Consider the following 21,499-nt stretch of genomic DNA (forward strand, 5'->3'; position numbering starts at 1 on the left):
TATCAGTATGGGTTCACGCCGCTGATCAATTCTTCGCGCACTTCAAGACGGGGCCGCCAGTTGTACTTGGTATCCTCACGCACGGGTGCCCAGAACAACACCCCGCTGTTGCGCCACGGGTCCAGGATGATGCCCTCGTCCATGGGAGCACCCTTGGCGCTGATCAGGGCCGAATGATGAATGATCCGAAACGCCGTCGGTGGGGAGGTAACCCAGTGCAAATCCAGCGTACGGAAACTTTCTTGTTTCAGTCGCGTGGTCATGGCTTGCGCCCAGTCATTACATAGGCCCTTCTCACGAAACCCATTTATGACCTTTGCGTTGTGGATGATCGCCGGATCGGTGACTTTCCAGTCCTGCTTCAATTGGCTGGAATAGGCATAGGATATCTCGGCAGCGCGGCGGGCTTCGCGTGGATCAACCTCGGGACCAAGCTGCTGAATGGCCAGCGTCAGTTTGTCGACGTCATTCGAGCCCGTCGTTGTCGGGGCCGAGGCGCACCCGGCAAGGGCCAGGCAGGTGGCCAAAATTGCAATGATGATCTTCACGCTCGAGTCTCCTCTGGCCGACATAGGTGCCGGTTCCGTTCACCGCCCTTTAACTGATTCCGGCCCCCGATCCGAGGGGGAAGTTTTGCCCAGACGATCACAAAGCCAGGTAGTACAACTCGGAACATTTGCGCCTTGGTGCCTGTACAACACGGAAGATAAAGAAAACCCGGCACAAGGCCGGGTTCAGTTGGGGAAACCGCATCGAACCGGGCGTCAGCCCAGCAACCGACGCGCGATGACTTGCGCCTGTATTTCTGCGGCGCCTTCAAAGATATTTAGGATGCGCGCGTCACAAAGCACGCGGCTAATTTTATATTCCAGCGCGAAGCCGTTACCGCCGTGAATCTGCAACCCGTTATCCGCCGCAGCCCAGGCAACCCGGGCCCCCAGCAGTTTGGCCATCCCCGCCTCAAGGTCACAGCGCTGGCCGTGGTCTTTTTCCCATGCAGAGAAATAAGTGAGCTGCCGTGCGATCATGATCTCAACCGCCATCATCGCCAGCTTGCCCGAGACCCGGGGGAAGTTGATCAGCGCCTTGCCGAACTGCTTTCTATCTTGTGCGTATTGCATGGCGATGTCCAAAGCGCTCTGAGCGACGCCGATGGCGCGGGCGGCGGTCTGGATGCGGGCGCTCTCGAAGGTCTCCATCAACTGTTTGAAACCTTTGCCTTCTTCGCCACCTAACAGGTTCTCCCCCTTCACTTCAAAGCCGTCAAAGCCCAGCTCGTATTCTTTCATGCCACGATAGCCCAGCACTTCGATCTCGCCGCCTGTCATACCGGGTGTGGGGAAGGGGTTCTCATCGGTTCCGGGGGTCTTTTCAGCCAGAAACATGGACAGACCACGGTGATCGGAGCTATCAGGGTTGGTACGCGCCAGTAGAGTCATCACATGCGTGCGGGCGGCGTGGGTGATCCATGTTTTATTGCCTGTTATCTCATAGTTGCCATCTTCACCTTTTACGGCACGCGTGCGCAGGCTGCCCAGATCCGATCCTGTGTTGGGCTCAGTGAAAACGGCGGTCGGCAGGATCTCAGCACTGGCAAGTTTCGGCAGCCAGTTAGCTTTTTGCTCATCTGTGCCGCCAGCGATGATCAGTTCAGCCGCTATCTCGGACCGCGTGCCCAATGAGCCCACGCCGATATAACCGCGCGAAAGCTCTTCCGAGACCACGCACATCGACGCTTTGGACAGACCGAAGCCGCCGTATTCCTCGGGGATGGTCAGGCCGAACACGCCCATTTCGGCCAGTTCTTCGATGATCTCAATTGGGATCAATTCGTCTTTCAGGTGCCATTCATGGGCGTTGGGCTCGACCTTTTCCTGCGCATAACGGCGGAACTGATCACGGATCATCTCCAGCTCATCATCCAGACCCGACGCGCCGAACATGGTCGCACCGGATTGATCCTGCATAAGCTCAACCAGACGGGTGCGCGCGGCCTGAGAATTGGCCTGCGCCATCAGGGTTTGCACTTCACGGCACTGGAACCCGGACAAGGCGTCCCAGCCAAGACCAAGGTCCTGCAAACGCACTACCTCACCCTGATTCATCGGAATGCCACCCGCGATCTGATGCAGGTATTCGCCAAAGGCGATCTGGTGCAGCAACTGCTCCATCTCACTGAACTTACCTTCAGCTTGAAGTGCCTCGGCCCAGCGTTGCATCTGCTGCAAAGATTGCCGGTAAGTTGCCAGCCATGCCAAACCATGAGCGGCTGTCTGGTTTGCTTCGATCAACGCGCCCGAGATGCGGTCATCGCTAGTGACCATGGCACGCACCGATGCACGGGCCTTGTCGAACACAGTTTCAACCGCCGGTAAGGCCGCTGCAGTCAATGTCAGAAGATCAGGTAATACCGCTTGCTGCATCATGTTCGTCAAGTCCTGTCCATCATGGGCCATGAATCACGTCCTTTACTGGGTCGTCTGGTCATATCATGCTGCACGTGCAGCGCAACAAAAATACACAAATAGCACATAAAAAGTTCAATTATTACCATATCACTTTTGCAATGCAGAAAAATCTCGGCCTGATATGAAGGGCAGATGGATCTGTTTTCGCTCATTTCACCGCAGGAAATGTACCTGGCGTTGATCGTCGCTTTTGTGGCGGGGTGGGTCAAAGGCATGGTGGGATTTGCTATGCCAATGGTGCTGATATCCGGGCTGAGTATGATGCTGCCCCCCGAATTTGCGTTGGCAGGCCTCATCCTGCCGACCCTTGTTACTAATGGTGTACAGGCCTTGCGGGATGGCGTGGTCGCCGCAGCGGTATCGGTTCGTAAATTCCGTGTATTTCTGGCAGTTGGGTTAATCTGCCTGCTGGCGAGTGCTCAATTGATTAATATTTTGACACCTCAGGATTACCTACTGGTGCTCGGCGTGCCGATAACCTTCTTTGCGCTGATTCAGATACTTGGGCTCAGACTTACATTGAAGGCACCCTCCGTCGGGGTCGAGGCGGTGGTCGGCGCAGTAGCAGGGGCGGTCGGAGGCATCTCTGGCGTATGGGGGCCACCAACTGTGGCCTATCTGACGGCGTTGAATACACCAAAGAAAGATCAGATGCGTGTTCAGGGTGTAATTTATGGCCTAGGGGCGGTGGCCCTGGTGGTCGCGCATTTGGGCTCAGGTGTTCTGAGGGGTGAAACGGCATTGTTCTCTGCAATGCTGGTTCTTCCGGCCCTTGTAGGCATGCGAGGAGGTCTGTTCCTTCAGGACCGGATTGATCAGACCCAGTTTCGCAAACTTACACTGTTGGTTCTGTTGATCGCCGGATTGAATTTGCTCAGGCGCGGACTGTTGGGTTAACCACGCCTTTCAGCAAAACGGAACGCGAAATAGAGACCCAACATCAAAAAGAACAAGCCTGAGATGTCGCCAATCAGAAACGCGACATATTCGGCAGCTGTACTGCCAAAGGCCGTGTTGGTCAGGATTGAAACCAAAACCGAAGTGACAATCCCAACTCCCATCACGCAGGGCCAGCAGGGATTGCGATCAGAGCGTGGAAAAAGATCCCATCCTACCGCTTTGCACGCGTAAAACACGGCGGGCACGATTGTTACAGCTATGGCAATTGCCAGCAATCTGCTGGGCAGGAAAACGTCCCATCCGCCCACCATTGCAAAGACAACAAAGACGCCGGGCAAAAGTGCAAAAATTGCCCGCCACCCCAGTAACCATGCGGCCAGAACCCGCACGCCATGCGGCAGGAACAACAGGCTGGCGTGGCTGGGGTATGCGGGAAAAAATTCGTTCTGAAGCGGCATCAGAATCTCGAATGTAACGAGTGATGCGGCAACATAGGCCAAAGAGGCAAAGAAGGTGTCAGAGGCCCATCTGTTCACGGGATTAGCCGTTTTCAGATTTCAGGCAGCAATCACCTGGGTGCATGAACCAAATACCGCCCACGATTGGCGCTTCCGCTTTGCGAAAGATAGCCCTTTTGAACCAAAGACTTGAGGGCGCGGAAAAAGGTCGGACGAGAAACGCTTTTGACCAGCGTATGCTCGATCAGGCCGAAGGTGCGCACTTCGGTATTGCTTTTCGACAACTCTTCCGCGGCGTAATAGATGTCGCGCTCAACCGGGGATAACTCTTCTAGCCCCAAGGTGCGTTCCATGCTCTGCATCAGTTTGCGCAGTTCGGTGAGTTTTGAAATTTCTGTCATAACTTGCCTATTATCTACTACCGTGTCAGATCGAGGCACGTCGAAAGGCTAGGACCTTTGAAACACATCTATCCGACACCATCCCCATGTGGAAGTAATCGCCACTTTCAAGTGCGGCCCGAAGCGTGTTGAGAGTGGAATCGCCCGGGTCGCCCAACTGTCCAATTTCAATGGTCGCCGCTGCCGAAAACATCGGTACCATCTCTTCATCGGTATATTGCGATAGCGCAAATGGCGCGTTCTCGCAATGAACTTGTTTGTTAGATTGGGCTGCCGCTGCGTAATCCAAAATGAAATGGGGGCGGCTAGAGCCCCCATTTCTAATCAGCCGATTGCAACGGCTTTGATATCTTCATCAATGAAGGGCAGATATTGTTCGAAATTTTCGGCAAACATCTGCACCAGCTTTTCCGCTTGCTTGTCGAACGCTTTCTGATCGTCCCAGGTGCGACGCGGGTCCAGAAGCACTTCGGGCACTCCCGGTACCGAGACAGGCACGTCAAATCCGAAATTGGCGTCTTTGCGGAACTCGGCGTCAGTCAGTGATCCTTCAAGTGCTGCCGTCAGCAGGGCGCGGGTGGCCTTGATCGGCATCCGACTGCCAACGCCATAGGCGCCGCCGGTCCAGCCTGTGTTGACCAACCAGCAGGTTGCACCGTGCTGGGCAATCTTGTCGCGCAGCAGGTTGCCATAGGCTTCGGGGCGGCGCGGCATGAAGGGCGCGCCAAAGCAGGTAGAGAAGGTCGGCTGAGGCTCGGTGACGCCGCGCTCTGTCCCGGCCACCTTGGAGGTAAAGCCAGAAAGGAAGTGGTACATTGCCTGCGCAGGGGTCAGCCGAGCGATCGGTGGCAGAACACCGAACGCATCGCAGGTCAGCATGATGATGTTTTTGGGATGTCCACCTAGGGCGTTGCTGGAGGCGTTTGAAATGTACTCCAACGGATAAGCGCAGCGCATGTTTGCGGTCAAAGAATCGTCGTTGAAATCGAGCTCTTTGGTTTCAGGATCGAAGACCATGTTTTCGATCACGGTACCGAATTTTGAGGTGGTCGCGTAGATTTCCGGCTCGGCCTCGGCGTTCAGGTTGATCGTCTTGGCATAGCAACCGCCTTCGAAGTTGAAGGTGCCTCGATCCGACCAGCCGTGTTCGTCATCGCCGATCAATGTGCGCGACGGGTCGGCGGAGAGGGTGGTTTTGCCGGTGCCGGACAGGCCGAAGAACACGGCGGTGTCGACCGGGTTGCCGACCGCATGGTTGGCCGAGCAGTGCATCGGCATCACGCCTTTTTCGGGCAGCATGTAGTTCAGTAGGGTGAAGACCGACTTCTTGTTTTCGCCAGCATATTCGGTGCCGCCGATCAGGATCAGCTTGCGATCGAAGTTCATCGCAATCACCGTCTCGCTGCGGCAGTTGTGCTTGGCCGGGTCGGCCTGAAAGCTGGGGCAGTTGATGACGGTGAAATCCGCAGTGAACTCATCCAGATCCTCACGATCCGGGCGGCGCAGCAGGTGGCGGATGAACAGATTGTGCCAAGCCAGCTCAGTGACCATACGCACATTGATTGAATAGCTGGGATCAGCTCCGCCCACGAGGTCCTGCACAAAGTAATCGCGGCCTTTCATATGGGCCAGCATATCCTCGTAAAGCGCATCAAACCCTTCCGGGCTCATCGCGGCATTGTTTTCCCACCAGATGCTGTCGGCGACGCTGTCTGTCTTGACGACGTGCTTGTCCTTTGGCGAGCGGCCAGTGAACTTGCCGGTGGTGACCAGAAATGCGCCGCCATTGCCAAGGGTGCCTTCGCCGCGCTTGAGCGCTTCTTCGATCAGCGCCGGTTCCATGAAGTTGTAATAGACATTGCCCAGACCCTCGATGCCCTGATCTTCGAGGCGGAATTGCGGGTTAACCCGTCCAGATGTCATGTGTGTCTTCTCCTGTGGCGGCGCGAGGGCCTTGGGCCGGGGGCGCCATTGGGGCGGATACCGGAAAAAGCCGGCGGTCAAGCGCCTCTTATCACGGTATTTTGGGACATGAACAGGAGGGTTGGTAGGAGTTAGCGCAACCAAGTTGAGGTTTAGCGCCATCACGATTTGTCTGCTGTAAATCAAGGCAGCTATTTGGGCGCAGCAAGGCAAATTTGCCGCATACCTGCCGCAAGAATGGCATGATTCGAGGTTACGAGTTGATTCGGTTGCTCAAAACCGCCAACAATGTCTTACAAAAAAGCGTATTATTGCGCGAGTGAGCAGGAATAGGGGTGAACCCGATGTCAAAGATTGCACTTGTGGATGACGACAGAAATATCCTGACGTCAGTATCCATGACCCTCGAAGCCGAAGGGTTTGAGGTCGAAACATATAATGATGGGCAGGCAGCGCTGGATGCGTTCAATAAGAAACTTCCGGATATGGCCGTTCTGGATATCAAGATGCCGCGGATGGACGGCATGGATCTGCTACAGAGGCTCAGGCAGAAAACGCAGATGCCGGTTATCTTCCTGACCTCAAAAGATGATGAAATCGACGAGGTTCTGGGCCTTCGGATGGGCGCAGATGACTATGTTAAGAAACCGTTCTCGCAACGCCTTCTGGTCGAGCGCATCCGGGCGCTGCTGCGTCGTCAGGAAGCGGTAGAAGGGGATGCAACCAGCGTTGCGACCGGGGACACCAAGGTAATGGAACGCGGTGAGCTGCGGATGGACCCGCTGCGCCATTCGGTAAGCTGGAAAGGCAATGATGTCTCTCTGACTGTAACCGAATTCCTGTTGCTGCAGGCACTGGCACAGCGTCCGGGATTTGTAAAAAGCCGTGATCAGTTGATGGATGTCGCTTATGATGATCAGGTCTATGTGGACGATCGGACCATCGACAGCCATATCAAACGCCTGCGCAAGAAGATGCGGGCCGCTGATCCGGATTTTTCGGCGATCGAAACGCTGTATGGTATCGGATATCGTTACAACGAAGAATAGGCGCGGCCGTTTGTGAAGAAGGCGAAGGGGTCTCGTGCGCGATACTGAACAAGCCAACCAAGAACACGACGCGGATGTCGTATTGGGGGATGACTGGGTCATTCCCCAAAATTCCGAGTCTGCGGAACTGCAGGCCAAGCGATCGCGGCGAAACCTTCTTACGTTGCGCTATTCGCCTCTGGCACGTAGGATCATTACGTTCAACCTGATTGCCCTGGTCATTCTGGTGGCGGGTTTGCTGTATCTGGACGACACGCGCAAAGAGCGTGTTCAGCAGACAGCGGTCGATTTGGTTGGGGATGCACAGCTCGTCAGCAACGTATTTGAAACCCAACTGCGACAACCTTCGGGAAATGGTGCCGTAACGCTGGACGTGCGAGATACCCTGTCCGGGCTTAGCCTTCCCGAGGGTGGCGAAGTTTTTGTATATGATAATACAGGAACTCTGATCGGTTGGACACGCGGTGTGTCGCCAGGTTCAGAACTACCAAGCCTGCTGCAACAGGAAGCTGACACAGTCTCGGGCAGCACTTTGATCAGCGATGCGCTTAATGCGGTTTGGAATGGTTTGTCCGCCATTTTTAGCAGCAGGACAGATGTTGAAGCGCCAACACTGGCACAACGTGTGCAACAATTGATCCCGCAGGCGTTGGATGGTCGCCTGCAAGTACAGGCCGTTCAGGACGACATGGGCAAGACGGTTATTGTGGCCGTGGCGCCAATTCTTGTCGAAGACGTACCGGTTGGTGCTGTCGCCATGGCAGGCCCTGCAGGTGAGATCGATGCGCTGGCCCGAAAAGAGCAAGAGCGCATCCTTCAGATGTTTGTCGTTGCATTGCTGGTCTCAATCGGTCTGAGCCTTGTTCTGGCCTCAACCATTGCGAACCCGCTGGCAGATCTGGCCGCCGCTGCCGAGATGGGCAAGGATCGGGGCGCGGGGGTAAATCCGGGCCGTATCCGTATCCCCGATCTCAGCGCCCGACCGGATGAGATCGGTCGCCTAAGCAAAGCTTTGCGCGGGATGGTCACCGCGCTTTACAACCGCATCGACGCAAATGAGCAGTTTGCGGCGGATGTTGCGCATGAAATCAAAAACCCTCTCGCCAGTTTGCAATCTGCAGTCGGAACCATGCGCATGGTTAAACGTGATGACCAGCGCGAAAAATTGCTGGGTGTTATCGAACATGACGTGCGGCGACTGGACCGTCTTGTCAGTGACATCTCAAACGCGTCCCGGCTGGATGCGGAGCTTGTAAAAGAAGAAGAGCAGCCCTTTGATCTGCTCAATCTACTTGGGAATATCAGCCAATTTCTGGGTGAAGACGCCCGTTCGAAGGGGATCGACTACATCACTGATTTTCCGGCAGGGCCCATCGTGGTCAACGGGCTCGAGGCGCGATTGGCACAGGTTTTTGTCAATCTGATCACCAACGCGATTTCCTTCTGTGAAGACGATGACGCCATTCGCGTCTGGGTCCGCCGTCGCGACAATCGTGTGCTGATTGTCGTTGAAGATACTGGCCCGGGCATCCCTGATCAGGCACTGACCAAGATATTCAAACGCTTTTATTCTCAACGCCCCGAAGAGCATTTCGGCAACAACTCGGGCCTCGGCTTGGCAATTTCGAAGCAGATCGTCGAGGCGCATGGTGGAGTAATCTGGGCCGAAAACATTCGCCCGACCGAAGCCGATATCACTTCGGACCCGCTGGGCGCACGGTTTGTGGTCGGGCTTCCTGTCTAGACCATGAACGCGATCCCGCTCCAGGATATCGCAGATCAAAGGACGGCTTGCATTCACGCCACTTGCGTGGCGGTGCAAGGTTCTGGGGTGTTGATCATCGGTGCTTCGGGTGCAGGAAAATCTGGGCTGGCATTGCAGATGATGGCGCTGGGTGCTCAGCTGGTTGGAGATGACCGGGTCGATATGTTTGTGCAGAACGATCAGGTTGTGGCAAATGCAGTCGCGCCAATCGAAGGTTTGATTGAGGCGCGTGGCATTGGGTTGCTACGGGCTGCTAGCGTGGGCCCTGTCCCGTTGGCTTATATCGTGGATCTGGATCAAACAGCTTCGGCGCGTTTGCCCGAGCCTTCTGACGTTTGCGTGCTGAAGCGAACTGTTCCCTTGCTTCGGGGCGCTGGGGTACCCAATTTGGCCGCAGGACTAATTCAACTTGTGAGAATGGGGCGCGTGGCCCCGGAATGGCCAAATTCATGATAGCACAAACGCGCGTCGTATTGGTTACGGGCCCCTCTGGCGCCGGGCGTTCGACCGCGATCCACGTACTGGAAGATCTTGGATTTGAGGCGATTGATAATCTTCCAATGGGTTTACTGGTTCGTCTTGTGGACAGCTCTGAGCCGACGCGCCCAATGGCCTTGGGTATCGATACGCGCAATCGTGATTTTTCGACCATCGGTTTCATCGAACTTGCCGCCAAACTGGGCAGGATGGAAGATGTCGACCTCACGATTCTCTATTTGGATTGCAGCGACGAAGTGCTGCTGCGCCGGTTCTCGGAAACACGCCGCCGCCACCCGGTCGCTGCGGATGCCAGTCCGGAAACGGGCATCCGGCAGGAAAAAGAACTGCTGGCCCCCATTCGCGAGGTTGCCGATACGCTGATCGATACCCGAACGCTGAATGTTCACCAGTTGCGCGAGGAAGTCGAACGCTGGTTCGCCCCTAGAGGAGGGCGTCATCTGGCGGTTTCGATCGAATCCTTTTCGTACAAACGGGGTTTGCCGCGTGGTTTGGATATGGTGTTTGATTGCAGGTTTTTGGCCAATCCCTATTGGCGGCCTGAACTGCGTGATGCCGATGGGCGAAATTCGGATGTGGCAGCCTATGTTCGGTCAGATCCGAACTTTGAGGCATTCTTTGATCGGGTTGTCGATCTGTTGATCGAATTGCTTCCAGCGTTCCGTGAAGAAGGTAAGGCGCACCTCTCAATCGCGTTCGGGTGCACCGGAGGGCAACATCGCTCAGTCGCTGTGGCCGAAGCGGTTGCAAAGGCCCTTGCGGAAGGGGGCCAGCAGGTGGCAATTAGGCACCGCGAAATGGAACGACGCGCATTGAATGTGAGGCCGAAGTGATCGGGATCGTAATTGTTGCACATGGCGGTTTGGCGCGCGAATATCTTGCGGCCACACAACATGTAGTTGGAAAACAGCCCGGGTTGGTGGCTATCCCGATCGAAGCTGATCATGATCGCGAGGCAAAACAAGCTGAGATATGTCGTGCTGCTGACAAGGTCGATATGGGCGATGGCGTTGTCGTTGTGACCGACCTGTATGGCGGCAGCCCCTCGAATCTCAGCTTGCGCGCGTGTGCACCGCAGGATCGGCGAATCCTTTACGGAGCCAACCTGCCGATGCTCATTAAACTGGCCAAAAGTCGCCATCTGCCGCTGGCCGAAGCCGTGCGTTTAGCACTGGAAGCTGGTCGAAAATACATCAATGCGCAAAATGTGACGCTGGATTGATACCGGATACAATCATATGACGACCAAGAGTTTGAAAATAATAAATGAAAAAGGCCTACATGCCCGCGCCTCAGCCAAGCTGGTTGAGGTGGTCGAAGGCTTTGACGCACGTGCCGAGGTGTCGCGCGACGGGCTTTCTGCCTCGGGTGACAGTATCATGGGCCTTTTGATGTTGGCAGCGTCGCGCGGAACTACTATTGACGTCGAGACGTCCGGCCCGGATGCTGAGGCGTTGGCAGAAGCGTTGGAAACCCTGGTGAACGACAAGTTCGGCGAAGGGTTCTGATAGCGTAACTGCGACGATATCAAGGACGGAAAGACCAGGCAATTGGCGGAAACCACGCACGAAACAAAGACCGGCCCAGTCGCAGATCAAGACACCGAACAGGGTGAAATCTACGACCGCAGAACGCTGACCTACGCCAACTCGTTTGACGATGCCTGGACGTCCACCGCCATTCGCGCGATCGAATGGTGTACCGGCAAGCTGACCATTCTGCGTATGGTCAACAAGTTCGAAAAGCAGAACGAACATTATCGGGGCCAGAAATTCTGGGGCGGTGCGCTTAAGATTATGGGCATCAACCTCACCACCCCCGCCGAACAGATCGCCTGTATCCCAAAAGAGGGCCCGGTTGTGGTTGTCGCCAACCACCCGCACGGCATGGTTGATGGCATGATCCTTGCCGAACTCATAGGTCAGGTTCGTAGTGATTATCGTATCCTGACCCGTTCGGTTCTGACCGGTTTGGATGAGGCAGCAACCTCGTTCATGATCCCGGTGCCGTTTCCGCACGACCCCGAAGCGCAGGCCAAGATGCTTGAAATGCGCAGCAAGACGATGAATCACCTGGCCGATGGCGGCGTAGTCGCTCTCTTCCCTTCAGGTGTTGTGATGTCATCGGATGATTGGTTCGGCCCTGCGATCGAGCGGGAGTGGAACGTCTTTACTGCCAAGATGATCCGCCGCTCGGGCGCTAAAGTGGTGCCGATCTTCTTCCCCGGCAGCAACTCGCGTTGGTACCAGATCGCCAATCGGCTTTCGCCTATACTTCGCCAAGGTCTTTTGCTGCACGAAATTGTCCGCTCCTGCAACAAGCCGCAGTCTCCGGTTATAGGCGACCCGGTGTCAGATGAAGATATGGCGCTTTTGGAACGCGACCCACGTGGTTTCATGGCTTGGCTCCGCGATCACACGATTGCCCTGGGCAAACACTGATCCGTCTCTTCATCTGGCCATAAATATCTCGGGAGTGAATTGAGCCGCGGGCTCAAGAGAGGGCTGGACCTCTTATGCACTATCGCGTCGGAACCGGAACTTCACCGCGGTAATCGTAGAACCCTCGTTCGGTCTTGCGCCCCAGCCAACCAGCCTCGACATATTTCGTCAGCAGCGGGCATGGACGATACTTGGTATCAGCCAGACCATCGTGCAGCACATTCATGATCGCAAGACAGGTATCTAGGCCAATGAAATCCGCGAGCTCCAGCGGCCCCATAGGGTGATTGGCGCCCAGCTTCATGGATTGGTCGATAGACTGAACGCTGCCGACGCCTTCATAAAGCGTGTAGACCGCCTCATTGATCATCGGCATCAGGATCCGATTGACGATAAAGGCCGGAAAATCCTCGGCGCTGGCTGAGGTCTTTCCCAATCGGTCCACAACAGCCTTGCAGGCGTTGAACGTTGCCTCATCCGTGGCAATACCCCGGATCAATTCGACCAATTGCATCACTGGCACCGGGTTCATGAAATGGAATCCCATGAAGCGTTCGGGTCGATCCGTACGGCTGGCCAACCGGGTGATGGAAATCGACGATGTATTCGAGGTCAGTATTGTGTGAGGCTGCAAATGAGGTAGCAGATCCTCAAAGATCGCCTGCTTCACCGTTTCCCGCTCGGTTGCAGCTTCGATCACAAGGTCGGTCTGCCCCAGATCCGGTAGGTTTAGGGTCGTGGTGATCCGCCCCAAGGCGGCTTTTACCGCCTCGTCTGATATCTTGCCGCGCGACGCTTGCCGCACCAGATTGGTTTCGATTGTCGAGATTGCACCATCTAGGGCATCCTGGCTGATATCGTTCAGAAGAACATCATACTCTGCCAGCGCCATCACATGAGCGATCCCGTTGCCCATTTGTCCAGCGCCGATCACTCCGACTGATTTTACGTCCATATTCTGATGTCCTTGTTCGCAGGATACGGGCGACATTATCGGCACTTCGGCGCGGGCGGCAAGGGGATCGGCCCGATCAAATTCGCTTCAAATGCGCGCATTAGGATTTTCGCAAGACTTGCGGCGGCAAAATGGCAGTTGGGTGAAAATTTGGGTGAGTGTGATGAGCTATCAATCAATCAACGCGGATGGTTCCGTTGAAACAACGTGCACCTATGGAGCCTCGAAATTGCTCTACCGAGGCCCGCAAAGAGCTTTGGAGAGGCCTTACGTGGCGTGCTTCGGGGGCGAGGAGACATTTGGTCGTTTTGTTGAGGCACCGTATCCCTCAATACTCGAGCACCGCCTACAGCGCCGGTGTCTCAACTTTGGTAGTCTGTTTTGCGGCCTTGAGTCGTTGACACGGGATTCCGGGCTGCTCGAACTCGCGAACCAGTCCGAGCTTTGTGTTTTGCAGTTGCCTGGTTTGCTTGGCCAGACCAACCGGTTCTATCGAGTTCATCCTCGTCGTAATGACCGTTTCGTTGCACCAACGTCGGAATTGGTGGGGTTGTATGCCGAAATAGACTTCACCGATGTCCACTTTGTTCGTCATCTGCTGAGCCGTTTGAAGGCACATACAGATGCGCGCTTTGAGATGATTGAGCAAGAGCTGCGCAAAGGTTGGGTTGAAAGGCTCGGTACTTTTCTGCGCAAAGTTAAGCCTCCGGTTATGTTGCTCGAATTGAAAGCAGATCATCACGCGCTGGGCTCGGTATCGGATGATCCGGTTACGTTGGATACATCGAGTGTCGAAGTGTTGGTGCCTCAAAGCGCAGGCCTCATTACTCTGCATGTGCAGGTATCAGGCGCATCTGATGAGCTTGAGGATATGTTATTTGGCACTCTGCAGCAGCCAATTGCTGAACATATGATCGGCCCTGCCACACATCGCAGAATCGCAGACGCTTTGAACCGTGCGATCAGAGATTTGGGCATTTAGAGAAAAGGCCCGCCAATGGCGGGCCTCATAGAAATTTTGAAGAAAAACCTCGCCTGTTATCAGCCGAGTTTCTCGGTTAGCTCCGGTACGGCTTGGAACAGGTCGGCAACCAGTCCGAAATCGGCGACCTGGAAGATTGGTGCCTCTTCGTCCTTGTTGATCGCAACAATGACCTTGGAGTCCTTCATGCCAGCCAGGTGCTGAATCGCACCAGAAATACCGACGGCGACGTAAAGATCGGGGGCAACAACCTTACCGGTTTGACCCACCTGCCAGTCGTTCGGCGCATAGCCCGAGTCGACCGCTGCGCGCGACGCGCCAACAGCAGCGCCCAGCTTGTCCGCCAGCGCCTCGATCAGCTTGAAATCTTCTTCCGAGCCAACACCACGGCCGCCCGAAACTACGACGCCTGCCGAGGTCAGTTCCGGACGGTCGCTTTCAGCAACCTTATCCTCAACCCATTCGGAAAGACCTGGGTTATCGCCAACCGAGATGGTCTCGACAGAAGCCGCGCCGCCTTCGCCCGCAGCATCGAAGCTGGCGGTCCGGATGGTGACAACTTTCTTGGCGTCGTTCGATTTCACGGTCTGGATCGCGTTGCCCGCGTAGATCGGGCGCTCGAAGGTCGACCCGTCAACCACACCAGACGCATCCGAGATCACCATCACGTCCAGCAGGGCGGCAACGCGCGGCATGACGTTTTTGGCGTCGGTGGTGGCAGGAGCAACGATGTGCTCATAGCCATCAGCCAGCGACACGATCAGCGCTGCGGTTGATTCCGCCAGGCGATGGCCCAGCGAGGCATCTTCGGCGACCAGAACCTTGGACACACCATTGATCTTGGCAGCAGCTTCACCAGCGGCAGCGGCCGAACCACCTGCGGCCAGAACGGTGATTTCGCCCAGCGACTTGGTGGCTGCGACGGTTTTGGCGGTCGCGTCAAAGCTCAGTTCGCCGTTGTTGACTTCGGCAAGCAGAAGTACAGCCATTACACAGCCCCCGCTTCTTTGAGTTTCTCAACCAGCTCGTCGACCGAGCCCACGACGATACCAGCGGCGCGCGCCGGCGGCTCGTCGGTTTTGACGATTTCAAGACGCGGAGTGACATCGACGCCGTAGTCGGCGGCGGTTTTCTCATCCAGCGGCTTTTTCTTCGCCTTCATGATGTTCGGCAGCGACGCATAGCGCGGCTCGTTCAGACGCAGGTCAACGGTGACGATGGTTGGCATCTTGACGCTGATAGTCTGCAGACCACCATCCACTTCGCGGGTGATCTTGGCGCTGTCGCCTTCGATATCCAGCTCAGATGCGAAAGTGCCTTGCGACCAGCCCAGCAGGGCCGACAGCATTTGGCCGGTGGCGTTCATGTCGTTGTCGATCGCCTGCTTGCCCGCCAGAACGATGCCCGGCTGCTCTTCCTCGACCACTTTGGCGAGAATTTTCGCCACGGCCAGAGGCTCGATGTCGGTGTGTACGTCATCAGCTGCGACAACCAGGATCGCACGGTCTGCACCCATGGCCAAGGCGGTCCGCAGGGTTTCCTGCGACTGTTTCACACCGATTGAAACGGCAACAACTTCGTCAGCCTTGCCCGCTTCTTTCAGGCGAATTGCCTCTTCCACTGCGATTTCGTCGAAGGGGTTCATCGACATTTTTACATTGGCGAGATCAACTCCGCTCCCGTCCGCCTTAACACGAACTTTCACGTTGTAGTCGATCACGCGCTTGACAGGCACAAGTACCTTCATTTTTGCGTATGCTCCTTACAAAAACGGCAAGCCGCGCAGCGACTCCACCAATGCTCTCGCGGTTTAGATAGCGGGTCGTGATGCGCTGCAACAGAGCAAAATCGTCACGTCATGCTTTCGAGACGTCGCGTTTTGTCATTTTTTCGACAAGAAACGAATTTTTATTTCTCCATGACGGGCGCGATCAGCGGTTCGCACCCGGAACCCAGAGCACATCATTGCGTCCGCCATTATTGGCGCAGCGCGCGGCGACAAAGAACCAGTCGCTAAGTCGGTTGAGATATTTCACCGCCGTTTCATTGACCGGTTCCATATTTGTCAGCTCAACCGCCAGACGTTCTGCCCGGCGCGAGACCGTTCGACAGACATGCAGATGCGCCGCCAGACGTGAACCGCCCGGCAGGATGAAGCTGCGCAGCGGTTCGAGTGTTTCGTTCATTGCGTCGATCTCTGCCTCCAGCCGATCAATCTGGGCGGGGACGATGCGGAGAGGCGGGTAGTCGGCTTCGGCATCCTTGTCCATATCGGGGCGGCAGAAATCAGCCCCCAGATCAAACAGGTCGTTCTGGATGCGGGATAGGGCGGCTTCGACCTCTCCTTCAGCCTCGGTTCGGGCGACGCCGACAAAGGAATTCAATTCGTCCACTGTGCCATAGGCCGCGACACGCCCAGAGTATTTCGCGACGCGCTCACCATTGCCTAAAGCGGTTTTGCCGTCATCGCCTGTGCGCGTGTAAATCTTGTTGAGAACAACCATGCCTTAAACTCCCTGTCCGCGCAGGTAGACGTAGAGCACGATTAGCACCACTGCAATGAACTGAAACAGGATGCGCAGGCGCATCATCTTGTTGCTTTTCATGGCTGCGTCTTTGCCGGGTTTTCCAAAGTTGGCAATGCCCATCACCAGCACGGCAACCACTGCCGCCATAGCCAGAAGCAATACGACCATTAATAGGTCCATAAGATCACCATCCTTGTTTGTTCTCGCGATGACCCCTCATCTAGCGTTGATAGAGGCAAAAGCGAACGGGTAATTTCGCCTCAGATGTCCGAGAGAATGCGGTCGATGGTTCGGGTCGGCAGGATGCGGCGCAGATATCCAGCGATGTAGGTCGGCGTCGTCACATAGTAGCGTGCGCGCGGGCGTTTGGATTCGACTGCATGAGCCAGTTTGGCCGTAACGGCAGAAGCAGGCAGTTCGAACCTGTCGTTTCCAGATGATTCGTAGAGGCGTTTCAGCAACGAATCCTCGTACTTCTGGCGCAGGGCAGAGTTTTTCCAATCTATGAAGCGCTCGAACACCGGGATTGAGTTCACTCGGATTTTCGAGGTCACCGGACCCGGTTCGATCAGGATGACCTTGATATCAGTATCCCGAAGCTCCAACCGTAATGTGTCGGTCAGGCCTTCTATGGCATATTTGGTGGCAACATATGCGCCACGCCATGGAAATGCGACCAACCCCAGTACCGATGAATTCTGTACGATCCGTCCATGGCCTTGTGCCCGCATCACCGGAATCACCTGTCGGGTCAACTCGTGCCAGCCAAAAACGTTGGTCTCGAAAATCAGGCGCATACCTTCGATCGGGACGTCTTCGACCGCACCGGGAAGGCCGTGCGCGCCATTGTTGAACAGTGCATCCAGCGTGCCTCCGGTTGTTTCAAGCACCTGGTTCAGACCGGATGCTATGCTGTCGGTGTCGGTGTAGTCGATCAGCGGGCTGTCGAAACCTTGCGCCCGCAACCGATCACAGTCGCGCTGCTGCCGACAGGATGCAAAGACACGCCAGCCACGTGCGCGCATGCCGTGCGCCGCATCCAGTCCGATGCCCGAAGAGCACCCAGTAATAAGAATGGTCTTTTGCATGTCACTTCCGAAACTGAACCTCGCCCCCTTGGTATTGCGAGCTTCAGGTCAGGACAATGACACAGTTGCGTCAGTTTGTTGGCTTCCGAACCAGTGATGCAGAAATCCAACCCACACTTTGCCCGGGAAGCAGTCTCAGCCGCAGCCATCCCGTGCCTGAATCGCTTAGCACTTCAACCCGTTGGCCAATATTTGCCTTTGCTATGATGGGGTAGATCGTACCAGGCCCGTCGCGCATGTTTACGCGTGTGCCTGATATCTCCCGAATGTCCTTTTCGGGTTCGATAATCTGAGAGGTAGGCGTGATATCGTCCTGAACCTCGGTTTCAACCTGCACCAGCCCGGCGGCACCGTCCTCAAGCGAAGCGAGCGTGAAGCTGGCACCATTTCCGTCAAATGCGGAAAACTGAGGCAATGTATTGGCCGCGACTTGTGAAAGAACAACAGCTGTATCCTCCTCGGCCAAGGGTTCAGGTTCTGCTCGCGCGGCAACAGGGCGGGTTGCGACATTGGTCACGAGTTCTTCAGCACGCGGCGTTGGCGCAGAAGTGGGTTTGGGCTCAGGGGCCGTGGCAATAGGCACAGGTTGTTCGGCCCGTGTCCCGCGCGGCTCGAAATCAGGGCCTCCACTCATGACGTAGAAGCTCCACCCGAGCATGGCGAAAGTGATAACAATAACGCGCGTCATAGCGCACCCCCTGGCAATCGTAACATCAATATAAAGGCAGCAATCTTAATGTTCGAAAGCATACCATAGAACCGGGATTGAGTCGAAAGATGGGGGAAATCCGGGACTTGTCTCCCCCTGTTGCAAAAAGCGCGACTTGTCCCCAGCAAAATATGCGCCGATTGCTTTACCCGCGCGCGCTTGCGTCGTATCACATCATGTATGAACGATACGATTGACGACCCCAATATGGAGGCCCCTGACAATGGGGGCGAGATAGCTGAACCGCTGCGCCGCGCAATTGGTGAGCGCTATCTGACCTATGCGCTGTCCACTATCATGCACCGCGCTTTGCCGGATGCGCGCGATGGTCTGAAGCCGGTTCACCGGCGAATCCTCTACGCGATGCGCGAGCTGCGACTCAGCGCGACGGGTGGTTTCCGTAAGTCTGCGAAAATCTCGGGCGACGTGATGGGTAACTATCACCCACACGGGGATGCTGCGATTTACGACGCGATGGCGCGTTTGGCGCAGGATTTCAACGTCCGTTATCCGCTGGTCGACGGGCAGGGGAACTTCGGCAATATCGACGGGGATAACCCGGCGGCCTCGCGATACACCGAGGCGCGGATGACCATAGTCGCGGAGGCATTGCTTGAGGGTCTGAACGAGGACGCTGTTGATTTCCGCGACAACTACGATGGCACGCTGACCGAACCGGTGGTGCTGCCTGCACAGTTCCCGAACTTGCTGGCCAATGGCGCCAGCGGTATCGCGGTTGGGATGGCGACGAATATCCCGCCGCATAATATCTCGGAGTTGTGCGACGCCTGTCTGCATCTGATCAAAACACCGGATGCGCGCGACGACACGTTGTTGAATTACGTCCCCGGTCCGGATTTCCCGACCGGTGGCGTGATCGTCGAGCCACCAGAAAATGTCGCGCAGGCCTATCGCACCGGGCGTGGTTCCTTCCGTCTTCGCTGCAAGTTCGAAGTCGAAGATCTGGGCCGTGGTCAGTGGCAGATCGTTGTCACCGAGATTCCCTATCAGGTTCAGAAATCCAAGCTGATCGAAAAGATCGCCGAACTGATCCAGACCAAGAAAATCCCGATCCTCGCCGATGTGCGCGACGAATCTGCTGACGATATCCGCCTGATTCTTGAGCCGCGTTCCAAGAACGTGGACCCGGAGGTGCTGATGGGCATGCTCTACCGCAACTCGGACCTTGAGGTGCGGTTCAGCCTGAACATGAACGTGCTGATCGACGGCGTGACGCCCAAGGTCTGTTCGATGAAGGAAGTGCTGCGCGCGTTCCTCGATCACCGGCAAGAGGTGCTGCTGCGTCGTTCTCGCCATCGCATGGCTAAGATCGACCATCGCTTGGAGGTCTTGGAGGGCTTTATTGTCGCCTTCCTAAACCTCGACCGCGTGATCGACATCATCCGCTATGATGACGACCCCAAGGCGGCGCTGATGCGCGAAGATTGGGGCATTGATCATGTTCGCGCGACTGATGAGTCTGATTATGTCCCGCCCAAACCGGGCGAGGGCGAGTTGTCCGAAGTTCAGGTTGACGCCATCCTCAACATGCGTCTGCGCAGCTTGCGCCGTCTGGAAGAGATGGAACTGGTCCGCGAACGCGATGAGCTGATGCTGGAACGCGCCAATCTCGAAGACTTGCTTGCCGATCCCGCCTTGCAATGGGCCAAGATCGCCGAGCAGCTCAAAGAGACCAAGAAGACCTTCGGCAAAGACTATGAAGGCGGTGCGCGTCGCACGCAATTTGCCGAGGCCGGTCAGGTCGAGGAAGTGCCGCTTGAGGCGATGATCGACAAGGAGCCGATCACGGTCGTCTGTTCGCAGATGGGCTGGATACGCGCCATGACCGGCCACATCGATCTGAAGCGCGAATTGAAATTCAAGGACGGTGACGGCCCGCGGTTCATCTTCCACGCGGAAACAACGGACCGGTTGCTGGTCTTTGCCTCTAACGGCCGTTTCTACACTGTCAGCGCTGCTAACCTGCCTGGTGGGCGGGGCATGGGCGAGCCGCTCCGTCTGATGGTCGACCTGCCGAACGAGGTGCAAATCATCGACATCCTGATCCACAAGCCGGGGCGCAAACTGCTGGTGGCCTCGGATGCGGGTAACGGCTTTATGGTGCCCGAAGATGATGTGCTGGCGCAGACACGTAACGGTAAACAGGTGCTGAACGTCAAAGGCGACGAAACCGCCATGATCTGTAAGCCGGTCGCTGGCGATCACGTCGCCGTGGTTTCTCAGAACGGCAAGTTCCTGGTGTTCCCGACGGAAGAACTGCCCGAGATGACCCGGGGCAAAGGTGTGCGCCTGCAAAAGTACAATATGGCCCGTGGGCGACAGGGGACCTTGGAACTGGATGGCGGCTTGTCCGACGTGACGACTTTCAACTGGGACGACGGCTTGAAATGGTCCATGGGTGGCGACAAGACCCGGCATGAGGCGGATATGTCCCAATGGCTGGCTAAGCGTGCAGGCGTTGGGAAAAAAGCGCCCTATGGCTTCCCGCGCGACTATAAATTCTCGTGACCAGACCAACAGTTTGGTGAATTTCTGCCGATACCGCTTGGCACAAGCGGTATCGGTGCGCTACATCCAATAAAAACAGGCCTATCGAGACGAGAGACATGTTGCGCATCCTGACACTGATCACCGGGTTGGCCCTGATGGGCGCCTGCACCCAGACACAAGTTTACGAAGAGCCCGAGTCGCTGGGTGAATTCAAAATGCGCGTTAACTATGCCTTTGCTGACAAAGCTGTGCAGGGGCCGGTTTCGCGGGATGCAACACCCGATGAATGGACTGCTGCAATTCAGAATGCAGTAGATATTCGATTGGGCCGCTACGAAGGCGCTCAGGAATACGATATTGGCATCAGCCTTGAAGGCTACATGCTTGCCCCGCCCGGTATCCCGGTGATCTACAATCCAAAGAGCACGGCTATCGTTCTGGTGAATGTGTATGACGTAAAAAACAAAGAGTTTCTGGCCAAAGGCAAGCAGTTTCAGGTTTTGGAAGACACGACCGGAGGTAGCGCCCTCAAAGGGTCCGGTCACGAACGCACAAAAGAAGAGCAAATGAGCGGGCTTTCCCTGAAGGTTGCCGACCGGGTCGAAGAGTGGCTGGCCGAAGAACATAAAGACAATGGCTGGTTTGATCGCCGCCCTGACCTTATTCAGCCGCTGGAGAACGAGGTTGTGGCGCAAAATCCGGCGTCCTGAGCGGCTTTTCCATCAGGATGTGCTTGATTTTCCCCCCTGAACCAAATATCTCGCGCGCGCAGATGTAACCGCGGGACCACGGGTCCCCCAAAATTGCAAAAGGGCGCCTGAGG

Annotated in this window: 23 protein-coding genes; 11 read left to right on the forward strand and 12 right to left on the reverse strand. The window is 56.1% G+C overall.

The genetic code is table 11. From position 1 onward, the window contains the following. Positions 1 to 2 precede the first annotated feature (2 nt). Both G7G_RS0101835 and G7G_RS0101840 read right to left on the reverse strand, forming a co-directional pair. Positions 3 to 548, reverse strand: a complete 546-nt coding sequence (locus tag G7G_RS0101835) for a hypothetical protein (RefSeq protein ID WP_010437707.1) — start codon at positions 546 to 548, stop codon at positions 3 to 5. Positions 549 to 764: 216 nt separating this feature from the next. Next, the gene (locus tag G7G_RS0101840; RefSeq protein WP_010437708.1) at positions 765 to 2,456 is read right to left on the reverse strand and encodes an acyl-CoA dehydrogenase family protein; all 1,692 of its coding nucleotides are present in this window, start codon (positions 2,454 to 2,456) and stop codon (positions 765 to 767) included. A gap of 144 nt (positions 2,457 to 2,600) precedes the next feature. Between G7G_RS0101840 and G7G_RS0101845 the strand changes: the two genes are divergently transcribed. Next, positions 2,601 to 3,365 (forward strand): sulfite exporter TauE/SafE family protein, encoded by a 765-nt coding sequence (locus G7G_RS0101845; RefSeq protein WP_010437709.1) that lies wholly within the window; start codon positions 2,601 to 2,603, stop codon positions 3,363 to 3,365. Here the strand turns inward: G7G_RS0101845 and G7G_RS0101850 are convergent. The 3 genes from G7G_RS0101850 to G7G_RS0101865 form a co-directional block, all read right to left on the reverse strand. Beyond that, the gene (locus G7G_RS0101850; RefSeq protein WP_010437710.1) at positions 3,362 to 3,904 is read right to left on the reverse strand and encodes a hypothetical protein; all 543 of its coding nucleotides are present in this window, start codon (positions 3,902 to 3,904) and stop codon (positions 3,362 to 3,364) included. The genes G7G_RS0101845 and G7G_RS0101850 overlap by 4 nt on opposite strands. Before the next feature lie 32 nt (positions 3,905 to 3,936). Beyond that, positions 3,937 to 4,227 (reverse strand): hypothetical protein, encoded by a 291-nt coding sequence (locus tag G7G_RS0101855; protein WP_010437712.1) that lies wholly within the window; start codon positions 4,225 to 4,227, stop codon positions 3,937 to 3,939. Between the two features lie 324 nt (positions 4,228 to 4,551). After that, complete coding sequence (locus G7G_RS0101865; protein ID WP_010437715.1) at positions 4,552 to 6,150, reverse strand: phosphoenolpyruvate carboxykinase; 1,599 nt, start codon at positions 6,148 to 6,150, stop codon at positions 4,552 to 4,554. 344 nt (positions 6,151 to 6,494) lie between these two features. Here G7G_RS0101865 and G7G_RS0101870 point away from each other — a divergent pair, with 344 nt between their 5' ends. From G7G_RS0101870 to G7G_RS0101900, 7 genes are read left to right on the forward strand one after another with little or no spacing between them, the layout of a single operon-like run. Then, positions 6,495 to 7,199, forward strand: coding sequence for a response regulator transcription factor (locus tag G7G_RS0101870; RefSeq protein WP_010437716.1), 705 nt, complete (start codon positions 6,495 to 6,497; stop codon positions 7,197 to 7,199). A gap of 34 nt (positions 7,200 to 7,233) precedes the next feature. Beyond that, a complete protein-coding gene (locus tag G7G_RS0101875; protein ID WP_010437717.1) occupies positions 7,234 to 8,943 on the forward strand; it encodes a sensor histidine kinase in 1,710 nt (569 codons plus the stop codon). A 3-nt stretch (positions 8,944 to 8,946) separates the two neighbouring features. After that, the gene (locus tag G7G_RS0101880) at positions 8,947 to 9,417 is read left to right on the forward strand and encodes an HPr kinase/phosphorylase (protein WP_010437718.1); all 471 of its coding nucleotides are present in this window, start codon (positions 8,947 to 8,949) and stop codon (positions 9,415 to 9,417) included. Further along, a complete protein-coding gene (gene rapZ, locus G7G_RS0101885; RefSeq protein ID WP_029621613.1) occupies positions 9,414 to 10,295 on the forward strand; it encodes an RNase adapter RapZ in 882 nt (293 codons plus the stop codon). Before G7G_RS0101880 ends, rapZ begins: the two co-directional genes overlap by 4 nt. Then, the gene (locus G7G_RS0101890; RefSeq protein WP_010437720.1) at positions 10,292 to 10,684 is read left to right on the forward strand and encodes a PTS sugar transporter subunit IIA; all 393 of its coding nucleotides are present in this window, start codon (positions 10,292 to 10,294) and stop codon (positions 10,682 to 10,684) included. The genes rapZ and G7G_RS0101890 overlap by 4 nt, the downstream gene beginning before the upstream one ends. 16 nt (positions 10,685 to 10,700) lie before the next feature. Next, positions 10,701 to 10,970: an HPr family phosphocarrier protein gene (locus G7G_RS0101895; protein WP_010437721.1), complete on the forward strand. Its 270-nt coding sequence runs from the start codon at positions 10,701 to 10,703 to the stop codon at positions 10,968 to 10,970. A gap of 42 nt (positions 10,971 to 11,012) precedes the next feature. Beyond that, complete coding sequence (locus G7G_RS0101900; protein WP_010437723.1) at positions 11,013 to 11,903, forward strand: lysophospholipid acyltransferase family protein; 891 nt, start codon at positions 11,013 to 11,015, stop codon at positions 11,901 to 11,903. Between the two features lie 79 nt (positions 11,904 to 11,982). Here G7G_RS0101900 and G7G_RS0101905 read toward each other — a convergent pair whose 3' ends face one another. After that, on the reverse strand, positions 11,983 to 12,858 hold the full coding sequence (locus G7G_RS0101905; RefSeq protein WP_010437724.1) for a 3-hydroxybutyryl-CoA dehydrogenase: 876 nt from the start codon (positions 12,856 to 12,858) through the stop codon (positions 11,983 to 11,985). Positions 12,859 to 13,021: 163 nt separating this feature from the next. Here G7G_RS0101905 and G7G_RS0101915 point away from each other — a divergent pair, with 163 nt between their 5' ends. Beyond that, a complete protein-coding gene (locus G7G_RS0101915; protein ID WP_083828986.1) occupies positions 13,022 to 13,840 on the forward strand; it encodes a DUF6473 family protein in 819 nt (272 codons plus the stop codon). Between the two features lie 59 nt (positions 13,841 to 13,899). On the opposite strand, the gene G7G_RS0101920 is transcribed toward G7G_RS0101915, so the two are convergent. The 6 genes from G7G_RS0101920 to G7G_RS0101945 all read right to left on the reverse strand — a co-directional run bounded on the left by G7G_RS0101920 (position 13,900) and on the right by G7G_RS0101945 (position 18,144). Then, complete coding sequence (locus G7G_RS0101920) at positions 13,900 to 14,829, reverse strand: electron transfer flavoprotein subunit alpha/FixB family protein (RefSeq protein ID WP_010437728.1); 930 nt, start codon at positions 14,827 to 14,829, stop codon at positions 13,900 to 13,902. Next, a complete protein-coding gene (locus G7G_RS0101925) occupies positions 14,829 to 15,587 on the reverse strand; it encodes an electron transfer flavoprotein subunit beta/FixA family protein (RefSeq protein WP_010437730.1) in 759 nt (252 codons plus the stop codon). The genes G7G_RS0101920 and G7G_RS0101925 overlap by 1 nt, the downstream gene beginning before the upstream one ends. 184 nt (positions 15,588 to 15,771) lie before the next feature. Further along, entirely contained in the window at positions 15,772 to 16,344 is a 573-nt protein-coding gene (locus G7G_RS0101930; RefSeq protein ID WP_010437732.1) for a cob(I)yrinic acid a,c-diamide adenosyltransferase, read from the reverse strand. Between the two features lie 3 nt (positions 16,345 to 16,347). Beyond that, on the reverse strand, positions 16,348 to 16,548 hold the full coding sequence (locus G7G_RS0101935) for a twin transmembrane helix small protein (protein ID WP_010437734.1): 201 nt from the start codon (positions 16,546 to 16,548) through the stop codon (positions 16,348 to 16,350). An 80-nt stretch (positions 16,549 to 16,628) separates the two neighbouring features. Then, a complete protein-coding gene (locus G7G_RS0101940) occupies positions 16,629 to 17,456 on the reverse strand; it encodes an SDR family NAD(P)-dependent oxidoreductase (protein ID WP_010437736.1) in 828 nt (275 codons plus the stop codon). A gap of 70 nt (positions 17,457 to 17,526) precedes the next feature. Continuing rightward, on the reverse strand, positions 17,527 to 18,144 hold the full coding sequence (locus tag G7G_RS0101945) for an SH3 domain-containing protein (protein WP_238528749.1): 618 nt from the start codon (positions 18,142 to 18,144) through the stop codon (positions 17,527 to 17,529). A 201-nt stretch (positions 18,145 to 18,345) separates the two neighbouring features. Between G7G_RS0101945 and parC the strand changes: the two genes are divergently transcribed. Next, positions 18,346 to 20,694 carry a DNA topoisomerase IV subunit A gene (gene parC / locus G7G_RS0101950; protein ID WP_029621617.1) on the forward strand — a complete coding sequence of 783 codons (2,349 nt, stop codon included), beginning with the start codon at positions 18,346 to 18,348 and terminating at the stop codon, positions 20,692 to 20,694. A 98-nt stretch (positions 20,695 to 20,792) separates the two neighbouring features. Continuing rightward, a complete protein-coding gene (locus G7G_RS22635) occupies positions 20,793 to 21,386 on the forward strand; it encodes a hypothetical protein (protein WP_010437743.1) in 594 nt (197 codons plus the stop codon). Positions 21,387 to 21,499: the final 113 nt, after the last annotated feature.

The sequence above is a fragment of the Ruegeria conchae genome (assembly GCF_000192475.1).
In the GTDB taxonomy this organism is placed as follows: Bacteria; Pseudomonadota; Alphaproteobacteria; order Rhodobacterales; family Rhodobacteraceae; genus Ruegeria; species Ruegeria conchae.